Annotated in this window: 13 protein-coding genes; 11 read left to right on the top strand and 2 right to left on the bottom strand. The window is 73.1% G+C overall.

The annotated features are described in order from the left end of the window. The first annotated feature begins 53 nt into the window (after positions 1-53). Positions 54-1,997, top strand: coding sequence for a protein kinase (locus ACGH7X_RS17095; RefSeq protein ID WP_399886207.1), 1,944 nt, complete (start codon positions 54-56; stop codon positions 1,995-1,997). A gap of 36 nt (positions 1,998-2,033) precedes the next feature. On the opposite strand, the gene ACGH7X_RS17090 is transcribed toward ACGH7X_RS17095, so the two are convergent. Continuing rightward, on the bottom strand, positions 2,034-2,405 hold the full coding sequence (locus ACGH7X_RS17090; protein ID WP_399886206.1) for a VOC family protein: 372 nt from the start codon (positions 2,403-2,405) through the stop codon (positions 2,034-2,036). A 152-nt stretch (positions 2,406-2,557) separates the two neighbouring features. Here ACGH7X_RS17090 and ACGH7X_RS17085 point away from each other — a divergent pair, with 152 nt between their 5' ends. From ACGH7X_RS17085 to ACGH7X_RS17050, 8 genes are all read left to right on the top strand, one after another. Continuing rightward, positions 2,558-3,361 (top strand): TIGR03084 family metal-binding protein, encoded by an 804-nt coding sequence (locus ACGH7X_RS17085; RefSeq protein ID WP_399886205.1) that lies wholly within the window; start codon positions 2,558-2,560, stop codon positions 3,359-3,361. After that, positions 3,358-5,028 carry an acyclic terpene utilization AtuA family protein gene (locus ACGH7X_RS17080; RefSeq protein WP_399886204.1) on the top strand — a complete coding sequence of 557 codons (1,671 nt, stop codon included), beginning with the start codon at positions 3,358-3,360 and terminating at the stop codon, positions 5,026-5,028. The genes ACGH7X_RS17085 and ACGH7X_RS17080 overlap by 4 nt, the downstream gene beginning before the upstream one ends. Then, entirely contained in the window at positions 5,025-6,632 is a 1,608-nt protein-coding gene (locus ACGH7X_RS17075) for an acyl-CoA carboxylase subunit beta (protein ID WP_399886203.1), read from the top strand. The genes ACGH7X_RS17080 and ACGH7X_RS17075 overlap by 4 nt, the downstream gene beginning before the upstream one ends. 34 nt (positions 6,633-6,666) lie before the next feature. Beyond that, positions 6,667-8,514: a biotin carboxylase N-terminal domain-containing protein gene (locus tag ACGH7X_RS17070; protein WP_399886202.1), complete on the top strand. Its 1,848-nt coding sequence runs from the start codon at positions 6,667-6,669 to the stop codon at positions 8,512-8,514. 96 nt (positions 8,515-8,610) lie between these two features. Continuing rightward, positions 8,611-9,753, top strand: a complete 1,143-nt coding sequence (locus ACGH7X_RS17065; RefSeq protein WP_399886200.1) for an acyl-CoA dehydrogenase family protein — start codon at positions 8,611-8,613, stop codon at positions 9,751-9,753. Between the two features lie 37 nt (positions 9,754-9,790). Further along, positions 9,791-11,359, top strand: coding sequence for a 4-coumarate--CoA ligase family protein (locus ACGH7X_RS17060; RefSeq protein WP_399886199.1), 1,569 nt, complete (start codon positions 9,791-9,793; stop codon positions 11,357-11,359). Beyond that, on the top strand, positions 11,356-12,099 hold the full coding sequence (locus ACGH7X_RS17055; RefSeq protein WP_399886197.1) for an enoyl-CoA hydratase family protein: 744 nt from the start codon (positions 11,356-11,358) through the stop codon (positions 12,097-12,099). Before ACGH7X_RS17060 ends, ACGH7X_RS17055 begins: the two co-directional genes overlap by 4 nt. Beyond that, a complete protein-coding gene (locus ACGH7X_RS17050) occupies positions 12,087-12,725 on the top strand; it encodes a TetR/AcrR family transcriptional regulator (protein WP_399886196.1) in 639 nt (212 codons plus the stop codon). The genes ACGH7X_RS17055 and ACGH7X_RS17050 overlap by 13 nt, the downstream gene beginning before the upstream one ends. Before the next feature lie 36 nt (positions 12,726-12,761). Here the strand turns inward: ACGH7X_RS17050 and pdxH are convergent, their stop codons facing one another. Beyond that, a complete protein-coding gene (gene pdxH, locus ACGH7X_RS17045; protein ID WP_399886195.1) occupies positions 12,762-13,448 on the bottom strand; it encodes a pyridoxamine 5'-phosphate oxidase in 687 nt (228 codons plus the stop codon). A gap of 259 nt (positions 13,449-13,707) precedes the next feature. Between pdxH and ACGH7X_RS17040 the strand changes: the two genes are divergently transcribed. After that, the gene (locus ACGH7X_RS17040) at positions 13,708-14,808 is read left to right on the top strand and encodes a citrate synthase 2 (RefSeq protein ID WP_399886194.1); all 1,101 of its coding nucleotides are present in this window, start codon (positions 13,708-13,710) and stop codon (positions 14,806-14,808) included. Positions 14,809-15,150: 342 nt separating this feature from the next. Further along, entirely contained in the window at positions 15,151-16,023 is an 873-nt protein-coding gene (locus ACGH7X_RS17035) for a GNAT family N-acetyltransferase (protein WP_399886193.1), read from the top strand. Positions 16,024-16,082: the final 59 nt, after the last annotated feature.

The following is a 16,082-nucleotide window of genomic DNA, read 5'->3' as shown; positions in this document are numbered from 1 at the left end:
AACACATAGGCTGCCGACCTGGTCAGCTCATCGGGATCACGGGGAGGGAACCGATGAATCACACGGCCGAGGTCTTCCAGCCTTTGCAGGACGACGATCCACGCACGGTGGCCGGTTACGGCCTGGTGGCACGGCTCGGTGCGGGCGGCATGGGGCGGGTCTATCTGTCGCACACCCGGGGCGGTCGGCCGGTTGCCGTCAAGGTCGTACGGTCGGAACTGGCCGAGGATCCGACCTTCCGTCGGCGTTTCGCCCGGGAGGTCAAGGCGGCCCGGAAGGTGAAGGGCGCGTACACCGCCGAACTGATCGACGCCGACCCGGACGGGACGCCGCCCTGGCTGGCGACGCTGTACGTGCCGGGCCCCTCCCTTTCGGAGGCCGTCGCGCGGAACGGACCGCTGCCGGTGCCCGCGGTGCTGTGGCTGATGGCCGGGGTCGCCGAGGCGCTGCAGGCCATCCACGGCGCGGGGATCGTGCACCGGGACCTCAAACCGTCGAACGTACTGCTGGCCCCCGACGGACCGCGGGTCATCGACTTCGGCATCTCACTCGCCGCCGACAGCACCACGCACACCGCCACGGGCACCACCATCGGCACGCCCCAGTACATGGCCCCCGAGCAGGCTTCCGCGGGTGCCGTCACGGCGGCGACCGACGTCTTCGCGCTCGGGCAGACGGCCGCGTACGCGGCGCTCGGCAGGCCGCTGTACGGCGAAGGACCGGCGGCCACCGTGCTGTACCGGATCGTCCACTCGGAGCCCGACCTGTCCGGGCTGCCCAAGCGGCTGCGCGGGCCGATCGCCCGCTGCCTGGCCGCCGACCCGGCGGAGCGGCTCAGCCCCGCGGAGGTCGTCGAGTGGTGCCGGCGGGAACTGGGCCGCGACGCCGACACGGGCGCGGGCCCGGCCGTCTGGCGCGAGGTCGCGGGCCCGGAGGTGACGGTGCCACCGCCGGCCGCGCCCGCGCCCCCGGGCCCCACCGCGGTGCACACCCGGCCCCTGACCGGCCCGCAGACTACGGTCGCCGGGCAGGGGTCGGGTGCCGCGCAGTCGCCGGTCGCCGGGCAGGCCGCGGACGCGGCGCAGTCGCCGGTCCCTGAGCAGGGTTCGGGTGCCGCGCAGTCGCCGGTCGGTGCACAGCCGCCGGCCGCCGCGAGCCCGTGGACCGCCCCGCACACGTCGTCCACCGCGCACGCCCCGGCCGTTCCGCACGCCTCGGCCGCACCGCAATGGCCCGGCGGCCCGCAGTGGCCGGCCGGTCCACAGGGGCCGGCCACACCGCAGCGGCCGGCCGGACCGGACGCGCGCCGGACCCGCAGGAGGCGCGCCGCCCTGATCGCGGCCGCCGCCCTGGCCGCGGGTGGGCTGCTGCTCACGGCGGCGTGGACGCTCCGGGACGCGATGGACCGCGACCGCGACCGCGCCCGGGACACGTCCGCGTCCGCACCCGCGTCAGGGACCCCCGGCCCGTCCGCACGATCGTCGGCGCCCGGTGACGCGGCGTCCGGAGGAGAGACGTCCGGCGCGGCGGCCGCCACGGAGGGATCCGCGTCGGGGGCCGGCGGGTCGGCCGCTCCGGATGCCGCGGCCGACGGCGACGCCGCCCGCTCGAAGACACCGAAGGCCCACGCCTACGGTCCACAGTGGCTGGACGCCAAGAACTCAGTCAGCATCAGCGACGGGGAGACGGACGAGAACCGCAAGGGAGACATCCGCTTCACCTGTGCGCAGACGTGCGCGCTGGAGAGCGACACCAGTGTCTTCACCATGATGCTCGGCGAGCCCGGCGCCACGTACGAGGACTGCCGTCAGATGACGGTCGACGCCGAAACCGACGGCGATCATCTCCCGCTGGCCGCGGCGTCGGCCGGGACCGAGATCTGCGTCAGGCACCGCAACGGCGACATCGCCCTGCTCGTCCTCCAGGTGAAGTCGACAGCGATGCCGGAGGCCGCCTTCGTCACCGCGGACATGACGATCTGGCGGGCGGCGGACTGAGACCCGCCCCACCCAGGACTCCGCCTCGGCCCGGTCCTAACCGATGAGGGTCTCCTTCGTGCGGACCATGCAGAACTCGTTGCCTTCCGGATCGGCCAGCACGGTCCACGACTCCTCGCCGGTCTGTCCGACGTCGGCCCGGACGGCGCCGAGCGCGAGGATGCGCTCGATCTCGGCGTCCCGGTCCTCCGCGCCGGACGTCAGATCGAAGTGCAGGCGGTTCTTGACGACCTTGCGATCGGTCACCGGCATGAAGCAGATGCCCGTCGCCGCGTTCACGTCCGGCCCGATCACGATCTCCCGTTCTCGCTCGGACAGGATCCGCCAGCGCAGTACCGCGGCCCAGAAGCGGGCGAGGGTGGGAAGGTCGTGGGCGTCGATGACGATGTGATGCAGTGAGGCAGGCATGCCGTCCAGTGTGTCCGACGGCCGCACGGACGGCCCGGGATTTTTCAGCGCCCCGCGCTTTATCCATGCAAGCATGCTTGATTGTTTCTGGGGCCGCTGCCATGCTCCTCACCACACCGCGCCGCACGCCGCCGTGCCCGAGGGGAGCGCCCGTGTCCGACCCGACGCCCGTGATCGACGACCTGCGCGAGGAGAGCGAGGAACTCGACGCACTGGTCGCCGAGTTGAGCCCCGAGGAGTGGCGCCTCGCCACCCCGGCGCCCGGCTGGACGATCGCCCACCAGATCGCGCACCTGCACTGGACCGACCGGGCCACCCTGGTCGCCGTCACCGACGAGGACGGATTCAAGGGGCTGATCGAGCAGGCCCTCGCCGCGCCCGACCGGTACGTCGACGACGGCGCGGAGGAGGGTGCCCGGCAGGCGCCCGCCGCGCTCCTGGCCGCCTGGCGGGAGGACCGCGCCGCCCTCGACAAGGCGCTGCGCACCGCCGCACCCGGCGCGCGCTTCCCCTGGTACGGGCCGCCCATGGCCACCGCGTCCATGGCCACCGCCCGCCTGATGGAGACCTGGGCCCACGGCCTGGACGTCGCGGACGCGATCGGCGTCGTACGCCCGCCCACCGACCGCCTGCGGCACGTGGCCCGCATCGGCGTCCGCGCCCGGGACTTCGCCTACGCCGCCCGCGGACTCACCCCGCCCGCCGGGCAGTTCCGCGTCGAACTCACCGGCCCGGGCGGCGACCTGTGGACGTACGGCCCCGAAGACGCCGCCCAACGCGTCACCGGTCCGGCGCTCGACTTCTGTCTCCTGGCCACCCAGCGCGCCCACCGCACCGACCTGGCGCTCACCGCCGAGGGCCCGGACGCCGACCGCTGGCTGGACATCGCCCAGGCCTTCGCAGGGCCGCCCGGAGCCGGACGCGAGCCCAAGGCACCGAACGGGGAGCCCAGGTGACCGTGCTCCGTGTCGGCAACGCCTCCGGCTTCTACGGCGACCGCTTCGACGCCATGCGCGAGATGCTCACCGGCGGCCCCCTCGACGTCCTCACCGGTGACTACCTCGCCGAGCTGACCATGCTCATCCTGGGCCGTGACCGGCTCAAGGACCCGGACGCCGGATACGCCCGCACCTTCCTGCGGCAACTGGAGGAGTGCCTCGGCCTCGCCCACGAGCGCGGCGTCAGGATCGTCGCCAACGCCGGCGGGCTCAACCCGGCCGGACTCGCCGACGCCGTACGCACGCTCGCCGACCGGCTCGGCATCCCCGTACGCGTCGCGCACGTCGAGGGCGACGACCTCACCGCCGCCCACCCGGGGGCGCTGGCCGCGCACGCCTACCTCGGCGGCTTCGGCATCGCCGCGTGCCTGCGCGCGGGCGCCGACGTCGTCGTCACCGGGCGGGTCACCGACGCCGCCCTGGTCACCGGGCCCGCCGCCGCGCACTTCGGCTGGGCGCCGACCGAGTACGACCGGCTCGCGGGCGCGGTCGTCGCCGGGCACCTGCTGGAGTGCGGGGCGCAGGCGACCGGCGGCAACTACGCCTTCTTCCAGGACGGCGACGTGCGGCGTCCCGGCTTTCCCCTGGCCGAACTGCACGCCGACGGCACCTCGGTCCTCACCAAGCACGACGGCACCGGCGGCTTCGTCGACGTCGGCACGGTGACCGCCCAGCTGCTGTACGAGACGGGCGGCGCCCGATACGCGGGGCCGGACGTCACCGCCCGGCTGGACACCGTACGGCTCACGCAGGACGGTCCCGACCGGGTACGGATCGAGGGGGTGCGGGGCGAGGCGCCGCCGCCCACGCTCAAGGTCGGGCTCAACCGCCTCGGCGGCTTCCGGGGCGAGGTCGCCTTCGTGCTCACCGGCCTCGACATCGACGCCAAGGCCGCGCTGGTGCGGGCGCAGATGGAACCCTCGCTCGGCAAGATCGCCGACGTCCGCTGGGACCTGGCCCGCACCGACCGGCCCGACGCCCCGACCGAGGAGACGGCGAGCGCCCTGCTGCGGCTCGTCGTCCGGGACGCCGACCAGCAGGCCGTCGGGCGGGCGCTGAGCGGCGCCGCCGTCGAGCTGGCCCTCGCGAGCTACCCCGGGTTCCATGTGCTCGCGCCACCCGGAAAGGGCGCGCCGTATGGGGTGTTCGAGGCCCTCCACGTCCCCCGGGACACCGTCGACCATGTGGCCGTCCTCCACGACGGGCGGCGGGTGACGGTGCCACCGGCCCAGGACACCGCCGTACTGGACGACGTACCGGAACCACCCCTGCCGGAGCCGCTGCCGCCGGGCCCCCGCAGAAGCGCCCCCCTCGGCCTTGTGGCCGGCGCTCGCAGCGGCGACAAGGGCGGGAACGCCAACGTCGGCGTGTGGGCGCGGACCGACGAGGCCTGGCGCTGGCTCGCGCACGAGCTGACCGCCGACCGGTTCCGGGAGCTGCTCCCCGAGGCCCGCGACCTGCCCGTCACCCGGCACGCGCTGCCCCGTCTGCGCGCCCTCAACTTCGTCGTCGAGGGCATCCTCGGCGAGGGCGTCGCCGCCCAGCACCGTTTCGACCCGCAGGCCAAGGCGCTCGGCGAATGGCTGCGCGCCCGGCACCTGGACATCCCGGAGGTTCTCCTGTGACCGTCCTCGCCTCCGCCCTCGACCCCGCCGCCCCCGACCACCGGGCCAACCGCGAGACCATGCTCGCCAGACTCGCCGACCTGGACGCCGAACACGCCAAGGCCCTGGCCGGCGGCGGCGAGAAGTACGTCGCCCGGCACCGCAAGCGCGGCAAACTCCTCGCCCGCGAGCGCATCGAGCTGCTCCTCGACCCCGACACGCCCTTCCTGGAGCTGTCGCCGCTGGCGGCCTGGGGGAGCGAGGCCCCCGGATACACCGTCGGCGCCTCCCTCGTCACCGGCATCGGGGTCGTCGAGGGCGTGGAGTGCCTGATCACCGCCAACGACCCGACCGTGCGCGGCGGTGCCAGCAACCCCTGGTCGCTGAAGAAGGCCCTGCGCGCCAACGACATCGCGCTCGCCAACCGGCTGCCCTGCATCAGCCTCGTCGAGTCCGGCGGCGCCGACCTGCCGTCCCAGAAGGAGATCTTCATCCCCGGCGGCGCGATCTTCCGGGACCTCACCCGGCTGTCGGCGGCCGGAATCCCCACCCTCGCCGTCGTCTTCGGCAACTCGACCGCCGGGGGCGCCTACATCCCCGGCATGTCCGACCACGTGATCATGGTCAAGGACCGCGCCAAGGTGTTCCTCGGCGGGCCGCCCCTGGTCAAGATGGCCACCGGCGAGGAGAGCGACGACGAGTCGCTGGGCGGCGCCGAGATGCACGCCCGCACCTCGGGCCTCGCCGACTACTTCGCCCTCGACGAACCGGACGCGCTCCGCCAGGCCCGCCGCGTGGTCGCCCGCCTCAACCACCGCAAGGCGTACGCCGATCCGCCCGTCGCCGAGCCGCCCAAGTACGACCCCGACGAACTGCTCGGCATCGTCTCCGGCGACCTCAAGGCGCCCTTCGACCCGCGCGAGGTGATCGCCCGGATCGTCGACGCCTCCGACTTCGACGAGTTCAAGCCGCTGTACGGGGCCAGCCTGACCACCGGCTGGGCGGCACTCCACGGCTACCCGGTGGGCATCCTCGCCAACGCACAGGGGGTGCTGTTCAGCGAGGAGTCGCAGAAGGCCGCCCAGTTCATCCAGCTCGCCAACCAGCGTGACATCCCGCTCCTCTTCCTGCACAACACCACCGGCTACATGGTCGGCAGGGAGTACGAGCAGGGCGGCATCATCAAGCACGGCGCCATGATGATCAACGCGGTCTCCAACTCCCGCGTCCCCCACCTGTCCGTCCTCATGGGCGCCTCCTACGGCGCCGGTCACTACGGCATGTGCGGCCGCGCCTACGACCCCCGCTTCCTCTTCGCCTGGCCCAGCGCCAAGTCCGCCGTCATGGGCCCGCAGCAGCTCGCCGGCGTCCTGTCCATCGTGGCCCGCCAGTCCGCCGCCGCGAAGGGACAGCCGTACGACGACGAGGGCGACGCGGCGCTGCGCGCCATGGTGGAGCAGCAGATCGAGTCCGAGTCGCTGCCCATGTTCCTGTCCGGGCGGCTCTACGACGACGGCGTCATCGACCCGCGCGACACCCGCACCGTCCTCGGCCTGTGCCTGTCGGCCGTCCACACCGCCCCCTACGAGGGCGCGCGCGGTGGCTTCGGCGTCTTCCGGATGTGAGGGGATCACCGTGACCGAATCCGAGGGAAGCGCCTTGATCAGCACCGTCCTCGTCGCCAACCGGGGCGAGATCGCCTGCCGGATCTTCCGCACCTGCCGCGAGTGGGGCATCCGAACCGTCGCCGTGCACTCGGACGCCGACGAAAACGCCCTCCACGCGCGCGTGGCCGACGCGGCGGTACGACTGCCGGGCGCGGCCTCCGCCGACACCTACCTGCGCGGCGACCTGATCGTGAAGGCCGCGATCGCCGCCGGAGCCGACGCCGTCCACCCCGGCTACGGCTTCCTCTCCGAGAACGCCGGCTTCGCGCGCGCCGTACGGGACGCGGGGCTGGTGTGGATCGGGCCGCCGCCCGAGGCCATCGAGGCGATGGCGTCCAAGACCCGCGCCAAGGAACTGATGGGCATCGCGCCCCTGGGCGAGGTCACCGAGGCCGACCTGCCGGTGCTGGTGAAGGCGGCGGCGGGCGGCGGCGGCCGCGGCATGCGCGTCGTACGCCGCCTCGCCGACCTCGACGCCGAACTGACCGCCGCCCGCGCGGAGGCCGCGAGCGCCTTCGGCGACGGCGAGGTCTTCGCCGAGTCGTACATCGAAAACGGCCGTCACGTCGAGGTGCAGATCCTCGCCGACACCCACGGCACCGTCTGGGCGCTCGGCACCCGCGACTGCTCCCTCCAGCGCCGCCACCAGAAGGTGATCGAGGAGGCCCCGGCACCCGGCCTGTCGCCCGGACTCACCGCCGAACTCCACGACCTCGCCGTACGTGCCGCCCGCGCCGTCGACTACGTCGGCGCGGGCACCGTCGAGTTCCTCGTCGCGGACGGCAAGGCGCACTTTCTCGAGATGAACACCCGCCTCCAGGTCGAACACCCCGTCACGGAAGCCGTCTTCGGCCTCGACCTCGTCGCCCTCCAACTGCGGATCGCCGAGGGCCACGCCCTGGAAAACGACCCCCCACGCGCGCGGGGCCACGCCGTCGAGGCCCGCCTGTACGCCGAGGACCCGGCGCACGACTGGGCCCCGCAGACCGGCCGCCTGCACCGCCTCACCATGCCCGACGGCATCCGCCTGGACACCGGCTACACCGACGGCGACGACATCGGCGTCCACTACGACCCGATGCTCGCCAAGGCCGTCGCCCACGCCCCCACGCGCGCGGAGGCCGTCCGCCGCCTCGCCGGCGCCCTGGAACGGGCGGCGATCCACGGCCCGGTCACCAACCGGGACCTGCTCGTCCGCTCCCTGCGCCACGAGGAGTTCACGTCCGGCCGCATGGACACCGGCTTCTACGACCGCCACCTGGCCGAACTGTCCGGGCCCGCCCCCGATCCCCTCGCCCCGCTGGCCGCCGCCCTCGCCGACGCGAGCGCGCCCTCCCGCTCCCGCTTCGGCGGCTGGCGCAACCTGCCCTCACAGGCGCAGGCCAAGCGCTACGCGATGGCGGGCGAGGAACACGAGGTCCGCTACCAGCACACCCGCACCGGCCTCACCGCCGAGGGCGTACGCGTCGTCCACGCCGACGCCGGGCGGGTCGTCCTCGAAACGGACGGTGTCCAGCGCCGCTTCGACGTCGCCCGCTACGGCGACCGCGTCCACGTCAACACCACCCCCCTCACCGCCCTGCCCCGCTTCCCCGACCCCACCGCCCAGCACGCCCCGGGCTCCCTCCTCGCCCCCATGCCGGGCACGGTCGTCCGCGTCGCGAAGGGCCTGACGGAGGGCTCCACGGTGGAGGCGGGCCAGCCGTTGCTGTGGCTGGAGGCGATGAAGATGGAACACCGGATTTCGGCTCCGGTCACAGGGAAGCTGACCGCGCTGCCAGTGGCTCTGGGACGGCAAGTGGAGATGGGCACCCTCTTGGCGGTCGTCGAGACCAGCTGACCTAGGGGCGCTGGGCTGCATTGAATTTGCGGCTCCGCCGCGTGGGCGCGACCAGCCACAGCGGACCCGCACCCGGACAACGACCGAAGGAGCCCCGTGACCAACCTCATCGAATCCAACGAGCACAAGTCCCTCCGCGAAGCGGTCGCGGCCTTCGCCAAAACCCACCCCCACACCAGCAACCCCGAAGACGGCAAACGCCTCTGGCAGGACGCAGCCAAGCTCGGCTACATCGGCGTCAACCTGCCGGAGGCATACGGTGGAGGCGGCGCCGGCATCACCGAACTCTCCCTCGTCCTCGAAGAGATGGGCGCCGCCGGCAACCCTCTGCTGATGATGATCGTCTCCCCGGCGATCTGCGGCACCGTCATCGCCCGCTTCGGCACCGAGGCCCAGAAGCAGGACTGGCTGCCGTCCCTCGCCGACGGCACCCGCCTGATGGCCTTCGGCATCACCGAACCGGACGCCGGTTCCAACAGCCACCGCATCACCACCACCGCCCGCCGCGACGGCACCGACTGGATCCTCACCGGCCGCAAGGTCTTCGTCTCCGGGGTCGACATCGCCGACGCCACCCTCATCGTGGGCCGCACCGAGGACGCACGCACCGGCAGTCTCAAGCCCTGCCTGTTCATCGTCCCGCGCGACGCGGAGGGCTTCGGGCGCCGCCCCATCGACATGGAACTCAACGCCGTGGAGAAGCAGTTCGAGCTGACCCTCGACGACGTACGCCTGCCCGCCGACGCCCTCGTGGGCGACGAGGACGCGGGGCTCCTCCAGCTCTTCGCAGGTCTCAACCCCGAGCGCGTCATGACCGCCGCCTTCGCGATCGGCATGGGCCGCCACGCGCTCGCCAAGGCCGTCGAGTACGCCCGCGAGCGCACCGTCTGGAAGACCCCCATCGGCGCCCACCAGGCCATCGCCCACCCTCTCGCCCAGGCACACATCGACCTGGAACTCGCCCGCCTGATGATGCAGAAGGCCGCCCACCTCTATGACGCGGGCGACGACGTGGGCGCGGGCGAGGCCGCCAACATGGCCAAGTACGCGGCGGGGGAGGCCTGTGTGAAGGCCGTCGACCAGGCCGTGCACACCCTCGGCGGCAACGGCCTCACCCGCGAGTACGGGCTCGCCCGGCTGATAACGGCGTCGCGCGTGGCCCGTATCGCCCCCGTGAGCCGGGAGATGATCCTCAACTACGTCTCCCACCAGACCCTGGGCCTGCCCAAGTCGTACTAGTCGCACTAGGCCGTGTCCAAGCGGCGTTGGAGGAACCGTGTTCCGCAGCGAGTACGCAGACGTCCCGCCCGTCGACCTGCCCATCCACGACGCGGTGCTCGGCGGGGCCGCCGCCTTCGGGAGCGCCCCGGCGCTGATCGACGGCACCGACGGCACCACCCTCACCTACGAGCAGGTCGACCGGTTCCACCGACGCGTCGCCGCCGCCCTCGCCGAGGCCGGCGTACGCAAGGGCGACGTCCTCGCCCTGCACAGCCCCAACACCGTCGCCTTCCCGCTGGCCTTCTACGCCGCGACCCGCGCGGGTGCCTCGGTCACCACCGTGCACCCGCTGGCCACGGCGGAGGAGTTCGCCAAACAACTCGGCGACTGCCGGGCCCGCTGGATCGTCACCGTCTCACCGCTGCTCGACACCGCCCGCCGCGCCGCCGAACTCGCGGGCGGCGTCCAGGAGATCCTGGTGTGCGACAGCGCGCCCGGTCACCGCTCGCTCATCGACATGCTGGCCTCGACCGCGCCGGAACCCGAGCTCGCCATCGACCCCGCCGAGGACGTCGCCGCCCTGCCGTACTCCTCGGGCACCACCGGCACGCCCAAGGGCGTCATGCTCACCCACCGGCAGATCGCCACCAACCTCGCCCAGCTCGAACCGCTGATGCCGTCCGCGCCGGGCGACCGCGTCCTGGCCGTACTGCCGTTCTTCCACATCTACGGCCTCACCGCCCTGATGAACGCCCCGCTGAGGCTCGGCGCCACCGTCGTCGTGCTGCCCCGCTTCGACCTGGAGCAGTTCCTCGCCGCCATCCAGAACCACCGCATCACCAGCCTGTACGTGGCCCCGCCCATCGTCCTTGCGCTCGCCAAGCACCCCCTGGTCGCCGACTACGACCTCTCCTCGCTGAAGTACATCGTCAGCGCCGCCGCCCCCCTGGACGCCGGGCTCGCCGCCGCCTGCTCCCGGCGGCTCGGCCTGCCGCCCGTCGGCCAGGCCTACGGCATGACGGAACTGTCCCCGGGCACCCACGTCGTCCCCCTGAACGCCATGAACGACGCGCCGCCCGGAACCGTCGGCAAGCTCATCGCCGGGACCGAGATGCGCGTCGTCTCCCTCACCGACCCCGGCAAGGACCTCGGCACCGCGGAGTCCGGCGAGATCCTCATCCGGGGACCCCAGATCATGAAGGGCTACCTGGGCCGCCCCGACGCCACCGCCGCCATGATCGACGAGGAAGGCTGGCTGCACACCGGGGACGTCGGGCACGCCAATGCCGACGGCTGGCTGTTCGTCGTCGACCGCGTCAAGGAACTGATCAAGTACAAGGGCTTCCAGGTGGCCCCGGCCGAACTGGAGGCCCTCCTGCTCACCCACCCCGGCATCGCCGACGCGGCCGTCATCGGCGCCTACAACGACGACGGCAACGAAGTACCGCACGCCTTCGTGGTGCGCCAGCAGGCCGCCGCCGAACTGTCCGAGGGCGAGATCATGATGTACGTCGCCGAACGCGTCGCCCCCTACAAACGCGTCCGCCGGGTCACCTTCGTCGACGGCGTGCCGAGAGCCGCGTCCGGCAAGATCCTGCGCCGGCAGCTGAGGGAGCAGCGATGACCCCGACCGTTCGCATCGACCGCACGCGCGCGCGGGGCGTCGAGACCCTCACCCTCGACTCCCCGCACAACCGCAACGCCCTCTCGGCGGCCCTCGTCCGCGAGCTGTCCGACGCCCTCACCGAGGCGGGCGAGGACCCGGGCGTCCGCGCCGTCGTCCTCACCCACACCGGCAACACCTTCAGCGCCGGCGCCGACCTGCGCGACCCGCCCGACCCGGACGCGCTGGTCGGGCTCTTCCGGCAGCTCGCCGAGGTACCGAAACCGGTCGTCGCCCGCGTCGCCGGGCACGTCCGCGCGGGCGGTCTCGGTCTGCTCGCGGCCTGCGACATCGCGGCGGCGTCCCACCGGTCCACCTTCGCCTTCACCGAGGTCCGCATCGGCGTGGCCCCCGCCGTCATCTCCCTCACCCTGCTGCCCCGCACCGACCCCCGCGCCCTCGCCCGCTACTACCTCACCGGCGAGCGCTTCGACGCCGCCGAGGCCGCCAGGATCGGCCTGGTCACGGCGGCGGGCGACGACGTGGACGCCGTACTCGAACCCGTCCTCGACGGTGTGCGCCGTGCCTCACCGCAGGGCCTGGCCGAGACGAAACGGCTGCTCACGGCTAGGGTGCTGGAGGCCTTCGACCGGGACGCGGCCGACCTGACCGCGCTCTCGGCCCGGCTGTTCGCCTCCGCGCAGGCCCGCGAGGGGATGACGGCCTTCCTCGAACGACGGGATCCGCAATGGGTGGTGTGAGCGGCGCCGTGAACGCGGCGGACCGCGCGGAGCGCGTGCCCAAGCAGGACCGCAGCCGGGCCACCCGGCAGCGGCTCCTGGCAGCCGCCGTGGCCTGCCTCGCCGAACGGGGCTGGGCCGGCTCCACGGTCTCCGTCGTCGCCGAACACGCCGGCGTCTCCCGCGGCGCCGCCCAGCACCACTTCCCGACCCGCGAGGACCTCTTCACCGCGGCCGTGGAGTACGTCGCCGAGGAACGCTCCGTCGCGCTGCGCGCCCTGTTCCCCGAAGGCGCGGGCACCGACGACCGCCGGGCCGTGGTCGCCGCCCTCGTCGACCTCTACACCGGGCCCCTCTTCCGCGCCGCCCTGCACCTGTGGGTGGCCGCCTCCAACGAGGAGCAGCTGCGCGGCCGGGTCACCGAGCTGGAGGCCCGCGTAGGCCGCGAGAGCCATCGCACGGCCGTCGACCTCCTCGGCGCCGACGAGAGCCGCCCCGGCGCCCGCGAAACCGTCCAGGGCTTCCTGGACATGGCCCGCGGCCTGGGCCTGGCCAACCTCCTCACCGACGACCGCGCCCGACGAGAACGCGTCGTGGCACAGTGGGCCCGGCTGCTGACGGAGGCACTGGACGGGGAGCCGCACTGACGCCACGGGGCTCACAAGCCGCCGCCGGCTCACGGATCACGGGCTGAGCCGCTCCACCCGCCAGCCCCCGCCCGCCACCGCCTCGTACCGCAGCCGGTCGTGCAGCCGGTTCTCCCGGCCCTGCCAGAACTCCACCGCCTGCGGCACCACCCGGAACCCGCCCCAGTGCGGCGGCACCGGCACCTGCTCGCCCTCCGGATAGCGCGCCACCAGCTCCGCGTACGCGGCGTCCAGGGCGCGCCGCCCGGCGACCACCGTGGACTGCGCACTGGCCCAGGCGCCCAGCTGGGAACCGTGCGGCCGGGTCCGGAAGTACGCGGCGGTCTCGTCCCGCCCGGTGCGCCGCGCGACGCCCGTCACCACCACCTGCCGGGCCATCGGATGCCAGGGGAACAGCAGCGAGACGTGCGGGTTCTCGCCCAGCTCGCGCGCCTTGCGGGAGTCGTAGTTGGTGTAGAAGACGAACCCCTGCTCGTCGAAGTGCTTCAGCAGCACCGTGCGGGAGCTGGGCCGCCCCTCGGCGTCCGCCGTGGAGACCACCATGGCGTTCGGCTCGAACAGCCCGCCGTCCGTCGCGGCCTGCTTGAACCAGCGCGCGAACTGCTCGACGGGCGTCGCCGCCAGCTCGGTCTCGGACAGCCCCTCGGCCCGGTACTGCTTGCGCATCGAGGCCAGATCGAAGGGAACGGCGGCGGCGGCTTCGCGGTCGGTCACGCCGCCCATCCTGCCGTATCCGCTCCCGGGCCCCCGCGCGGCGGTGTCCTACGTCACGCCCTGGCACTGAGTGCCGCGACCACTCCCCAAAGCTGGCACTCGGGGATATCGTGCTTGCTCCCGCTCCGGCCGGATGACCGACGGCCGTACGGGGCATCAGAGGGAAGACCGGCAGGACCGCGAGTCGAGGACACGACCGTGGATCCATGGAGGCGCCGCACCGCCTCCGCCCACGTCGCCATACATCACGATCACGAGGAGCCGCCTGATGTCCGACTTCGTACCCGGGCTAGAGGGAGTCGTCGCGTTCGAGACGGAGATCGCCGAACCGGACAAGGAGGGCGGCGCCCTTCGCTATCGCGGCGTCGACATCGAGGACCTGGTCGGGCACGTCTCCTTCGGCAACGTCTGGGGCCTGCTCGTCGACGGAGCCTTCAACCCCGGCCTGCCGCCCGCCGAACCCTTCCCGATCCCCGTCCACTCCGGCGACGTCAGGGTCGACGTCCAGTCCGCCCTCGCCATGCTCGCGCCGGCCTGGGGCCTCAAACCCCTCCTGGACATCGACGCCGGGCAGGCCCGCGCCGACCTCGCCCGCGCCGCCGTCATGGCCCTGTCCTACGTCGCCCAGTCCGCGCGCGGCCAGGGCCTGCCCATGGTCCCGCAGCGCGAGATCGACAAGGCCGAGACGATCGTCGAACGCTTCATGATCCGCTGGCGCGGCGAGCCCGACCCCAAGCACGTCGCCGCGGTCGACGCCTACTGGACCTCCGCCGCCGAGCACGGCATGAACGCCTCCACCTTCACCGCCCGCGTCATCGCCTCCACCGGCGCCGACGTGTCGGCCGCCCTCTCCGGAGCCGTGGGCGCCATGTCGGGCCCGCTGCACGGCGGCGCCCCCTCCCGCGTCCTGCACATGATCGAGGAGATCGAGCGCACCGGCGACGCCGAGGCGTACGTCAAGAAGACCCTCGACGCGGGCGAACGCCTCATGGGCTTCGGCCACCGCGTCTACCGTGCCGAGGACCCGCGCGCCCGCGTCCTGCGCCGTACCGCCCGCGAACTGGGCGCCCCGCGCTACGAGGTCGCCGAAGCCCTGGAGAAGGCCGCCCTCGCCGAACTCCACGCCCGCCGTCCCGACCGGATCCTGGCCACCAACGTCGAGTTCTGGGCCGCCATCATGCTGGACTTCGCCGAGGTCCCGGCCCCCATGTTCACCTCGATGTTCACCTGCGCCCGCACCGCCGGCTGGTCCGCCCACATCCTCGAGCAGAAGCGCACCGGCCGCCTGGTCCGCCCCTCCGCGCACTACGTGGGCCCCGGCTCCCGCGACCCGCGCGAGATCGACGGCTACACCGACATCGCGGGCTGACGGTCGGCAGCCCCGAAAACGCAGGCGACCCGCGAGTCTGGTTCCTCCAGTGGAGGAGCCGGCCGGACGTACCGGCGACTCGCGGGTCGGGTGACTGCTTGGGATTGGGCCGGCTGCACGCGTCTGTCACGCGCTGGTCCGGCACCGCACTCCGTGTGGTGCCGGGCCGCTAGCCCGCAGCCACCTCACGCGTCCGGGTTTCATACATCTGCCGAACCACCTCCCTTCTCATGTACCGCACAGCCTAGGAACCGGTCGGCCGCCGATCAATCCCTTTTTTCGACTCGATTCCCTGTTGATCTCCCATGGACGTGTCTTCGCAGCTCACCTACCGTTTCGCCCATGACGAAGCGACGTGGGGAGCCGCCGGTCAGGCGGGCGATAGCCAGTGGTTCGACGTTCGAGGAGCGGATCGGGTACGCCCGGGCCGTCGTCGACGGGGACTGGGTGCACGTGTCGGGGACGACGGGGTTCGACTACGCGGCGATGACCATCTCCGAGGACGTGGTGGAGCAGGCCGAGCAGTGTCTGCGCAACGTCGGGGCCGCGCTGGCCGAGGCGGGGTGCACGTTCGCGGACGTGGTGCGGGTGCGTTACCTGCTGCCCGCGCGGGAGGACTTCGAGCCGTGCTGGCCCGCGCTGCGGCGGACGTTCGGGCAGGTGCGGCCGGCCGCGACGATGATGGTGTGCGGGCTCGCGGACGAGCGGATGCGGATCGAGATCGAGGTGTACGCGCGCCGGGGGCCGGTCACGGCCGGTGCCGACTCACCGCTGCGGATCGAGCCGGTGGACGGGGACGCCCGGGTGGAGGAGTGGCGGCACGTGCACAACGTGATCGTGCCGCCCGCCGCGATGACCCTCGACGAGGTGCGGGAGCGCAGTGGGCGCTACCGGCTGGAGAACGCCTACCTCGGGGACGTGCTCGTCGGCTGCTCCACCGTGCGGCCGCCCCAGGGGGAGGAGCGGGTGGCGACCGTGATCGCGCGGGTGCTGCCGGCGTACCGGGGGCGCGGGATCGGCACGGCGCTCTACGAGGCGGGGCTGGCGCACGCGCGCGGGCTGGGCGCCGGGGCGGTGGAGACCGTGACGCTGGCGGCCAACGCCGACGGGTTGCGGTTCGCCGCGGCGCGTGGGTTCGTGGAGAGCGAGCGGTACGTGCTCGACGGCGAGCGCGACGAGTGGGTCGATCTGAGGCTCGCCGCGCCCCCGTCATGACGGGGGCGTATGCCGAGTTTCCGCAGTACAACGATTTCTGCAATCTTGCGGGAACTCGG

It is taken from the genome of Streptomyces sp. BBFR51, from assembly GCF_044591655.1.
GTDB lineage: Bacteria > Actinomycetota > Actinomycetes > Streptomycetales > Streptomycetaceae > Streptomyces.
The sequence above is the reverse complement of the archived record's forward strand: the minus strand, read 5'-3'. Positions and strand labels throughout refer to the sequence as shown.

Excerpts from the sequence above, each read along its gene's own strand:
- ACGH7X_RS17050 (WP_399886196.1), top strand. The coding sequence starts at position 12,087 with ATGGGTGGTGTGAGCGGCGCCGTGAACGCGGCGGACCGCGCGGAGCGC.
- ACGH7X_RS17090 (WP_399886206.1), bottom strand. The coding sequence starts at position 2,405 with ATGCCTGCCTCACTGCATCACATCGTCATCGACGCCCACGACCTTCCC.
- ACGH7X_RS17095 (WP_399886207.1), top strand. The coding sequence starts at position 54 with ATGAATCACACGGCCGAGGTCTTCCAGCCTTTGCAGGACGACGATCCA.
- ACGH7X_RS17040 (WP_399886194.1), top strand. The coding sequence starts at position 13,708 with ATGTCCGACTTCGTACCCGGGCTAGAGGGAGTCGTCGCGTTCGAGACG.
- ACGH7X_RS17055 (WP_399886197.1), top strand. The coding sequence starts at position 11,356 with ATGACCCCGACCGTTCGCATCGACCGCACGCGCGCGCGGGGCGTCGAG.
- ACGH7X_RS17035 (WP_399886193.1), top strand. The coding sequence starts at position 15,151 with ATGACGAAGCGACGTGGGGAGCCGCCGGTCAGGCGGGCGATAGCCAGT.
- pdxH (WP_399886195.1), bottom strand. The coding sequence starts at position 13,448 with ATGGGCGGCGTGACCGACCGCGAAGCCGCCGCCGCCGTTCCCTTCGAT.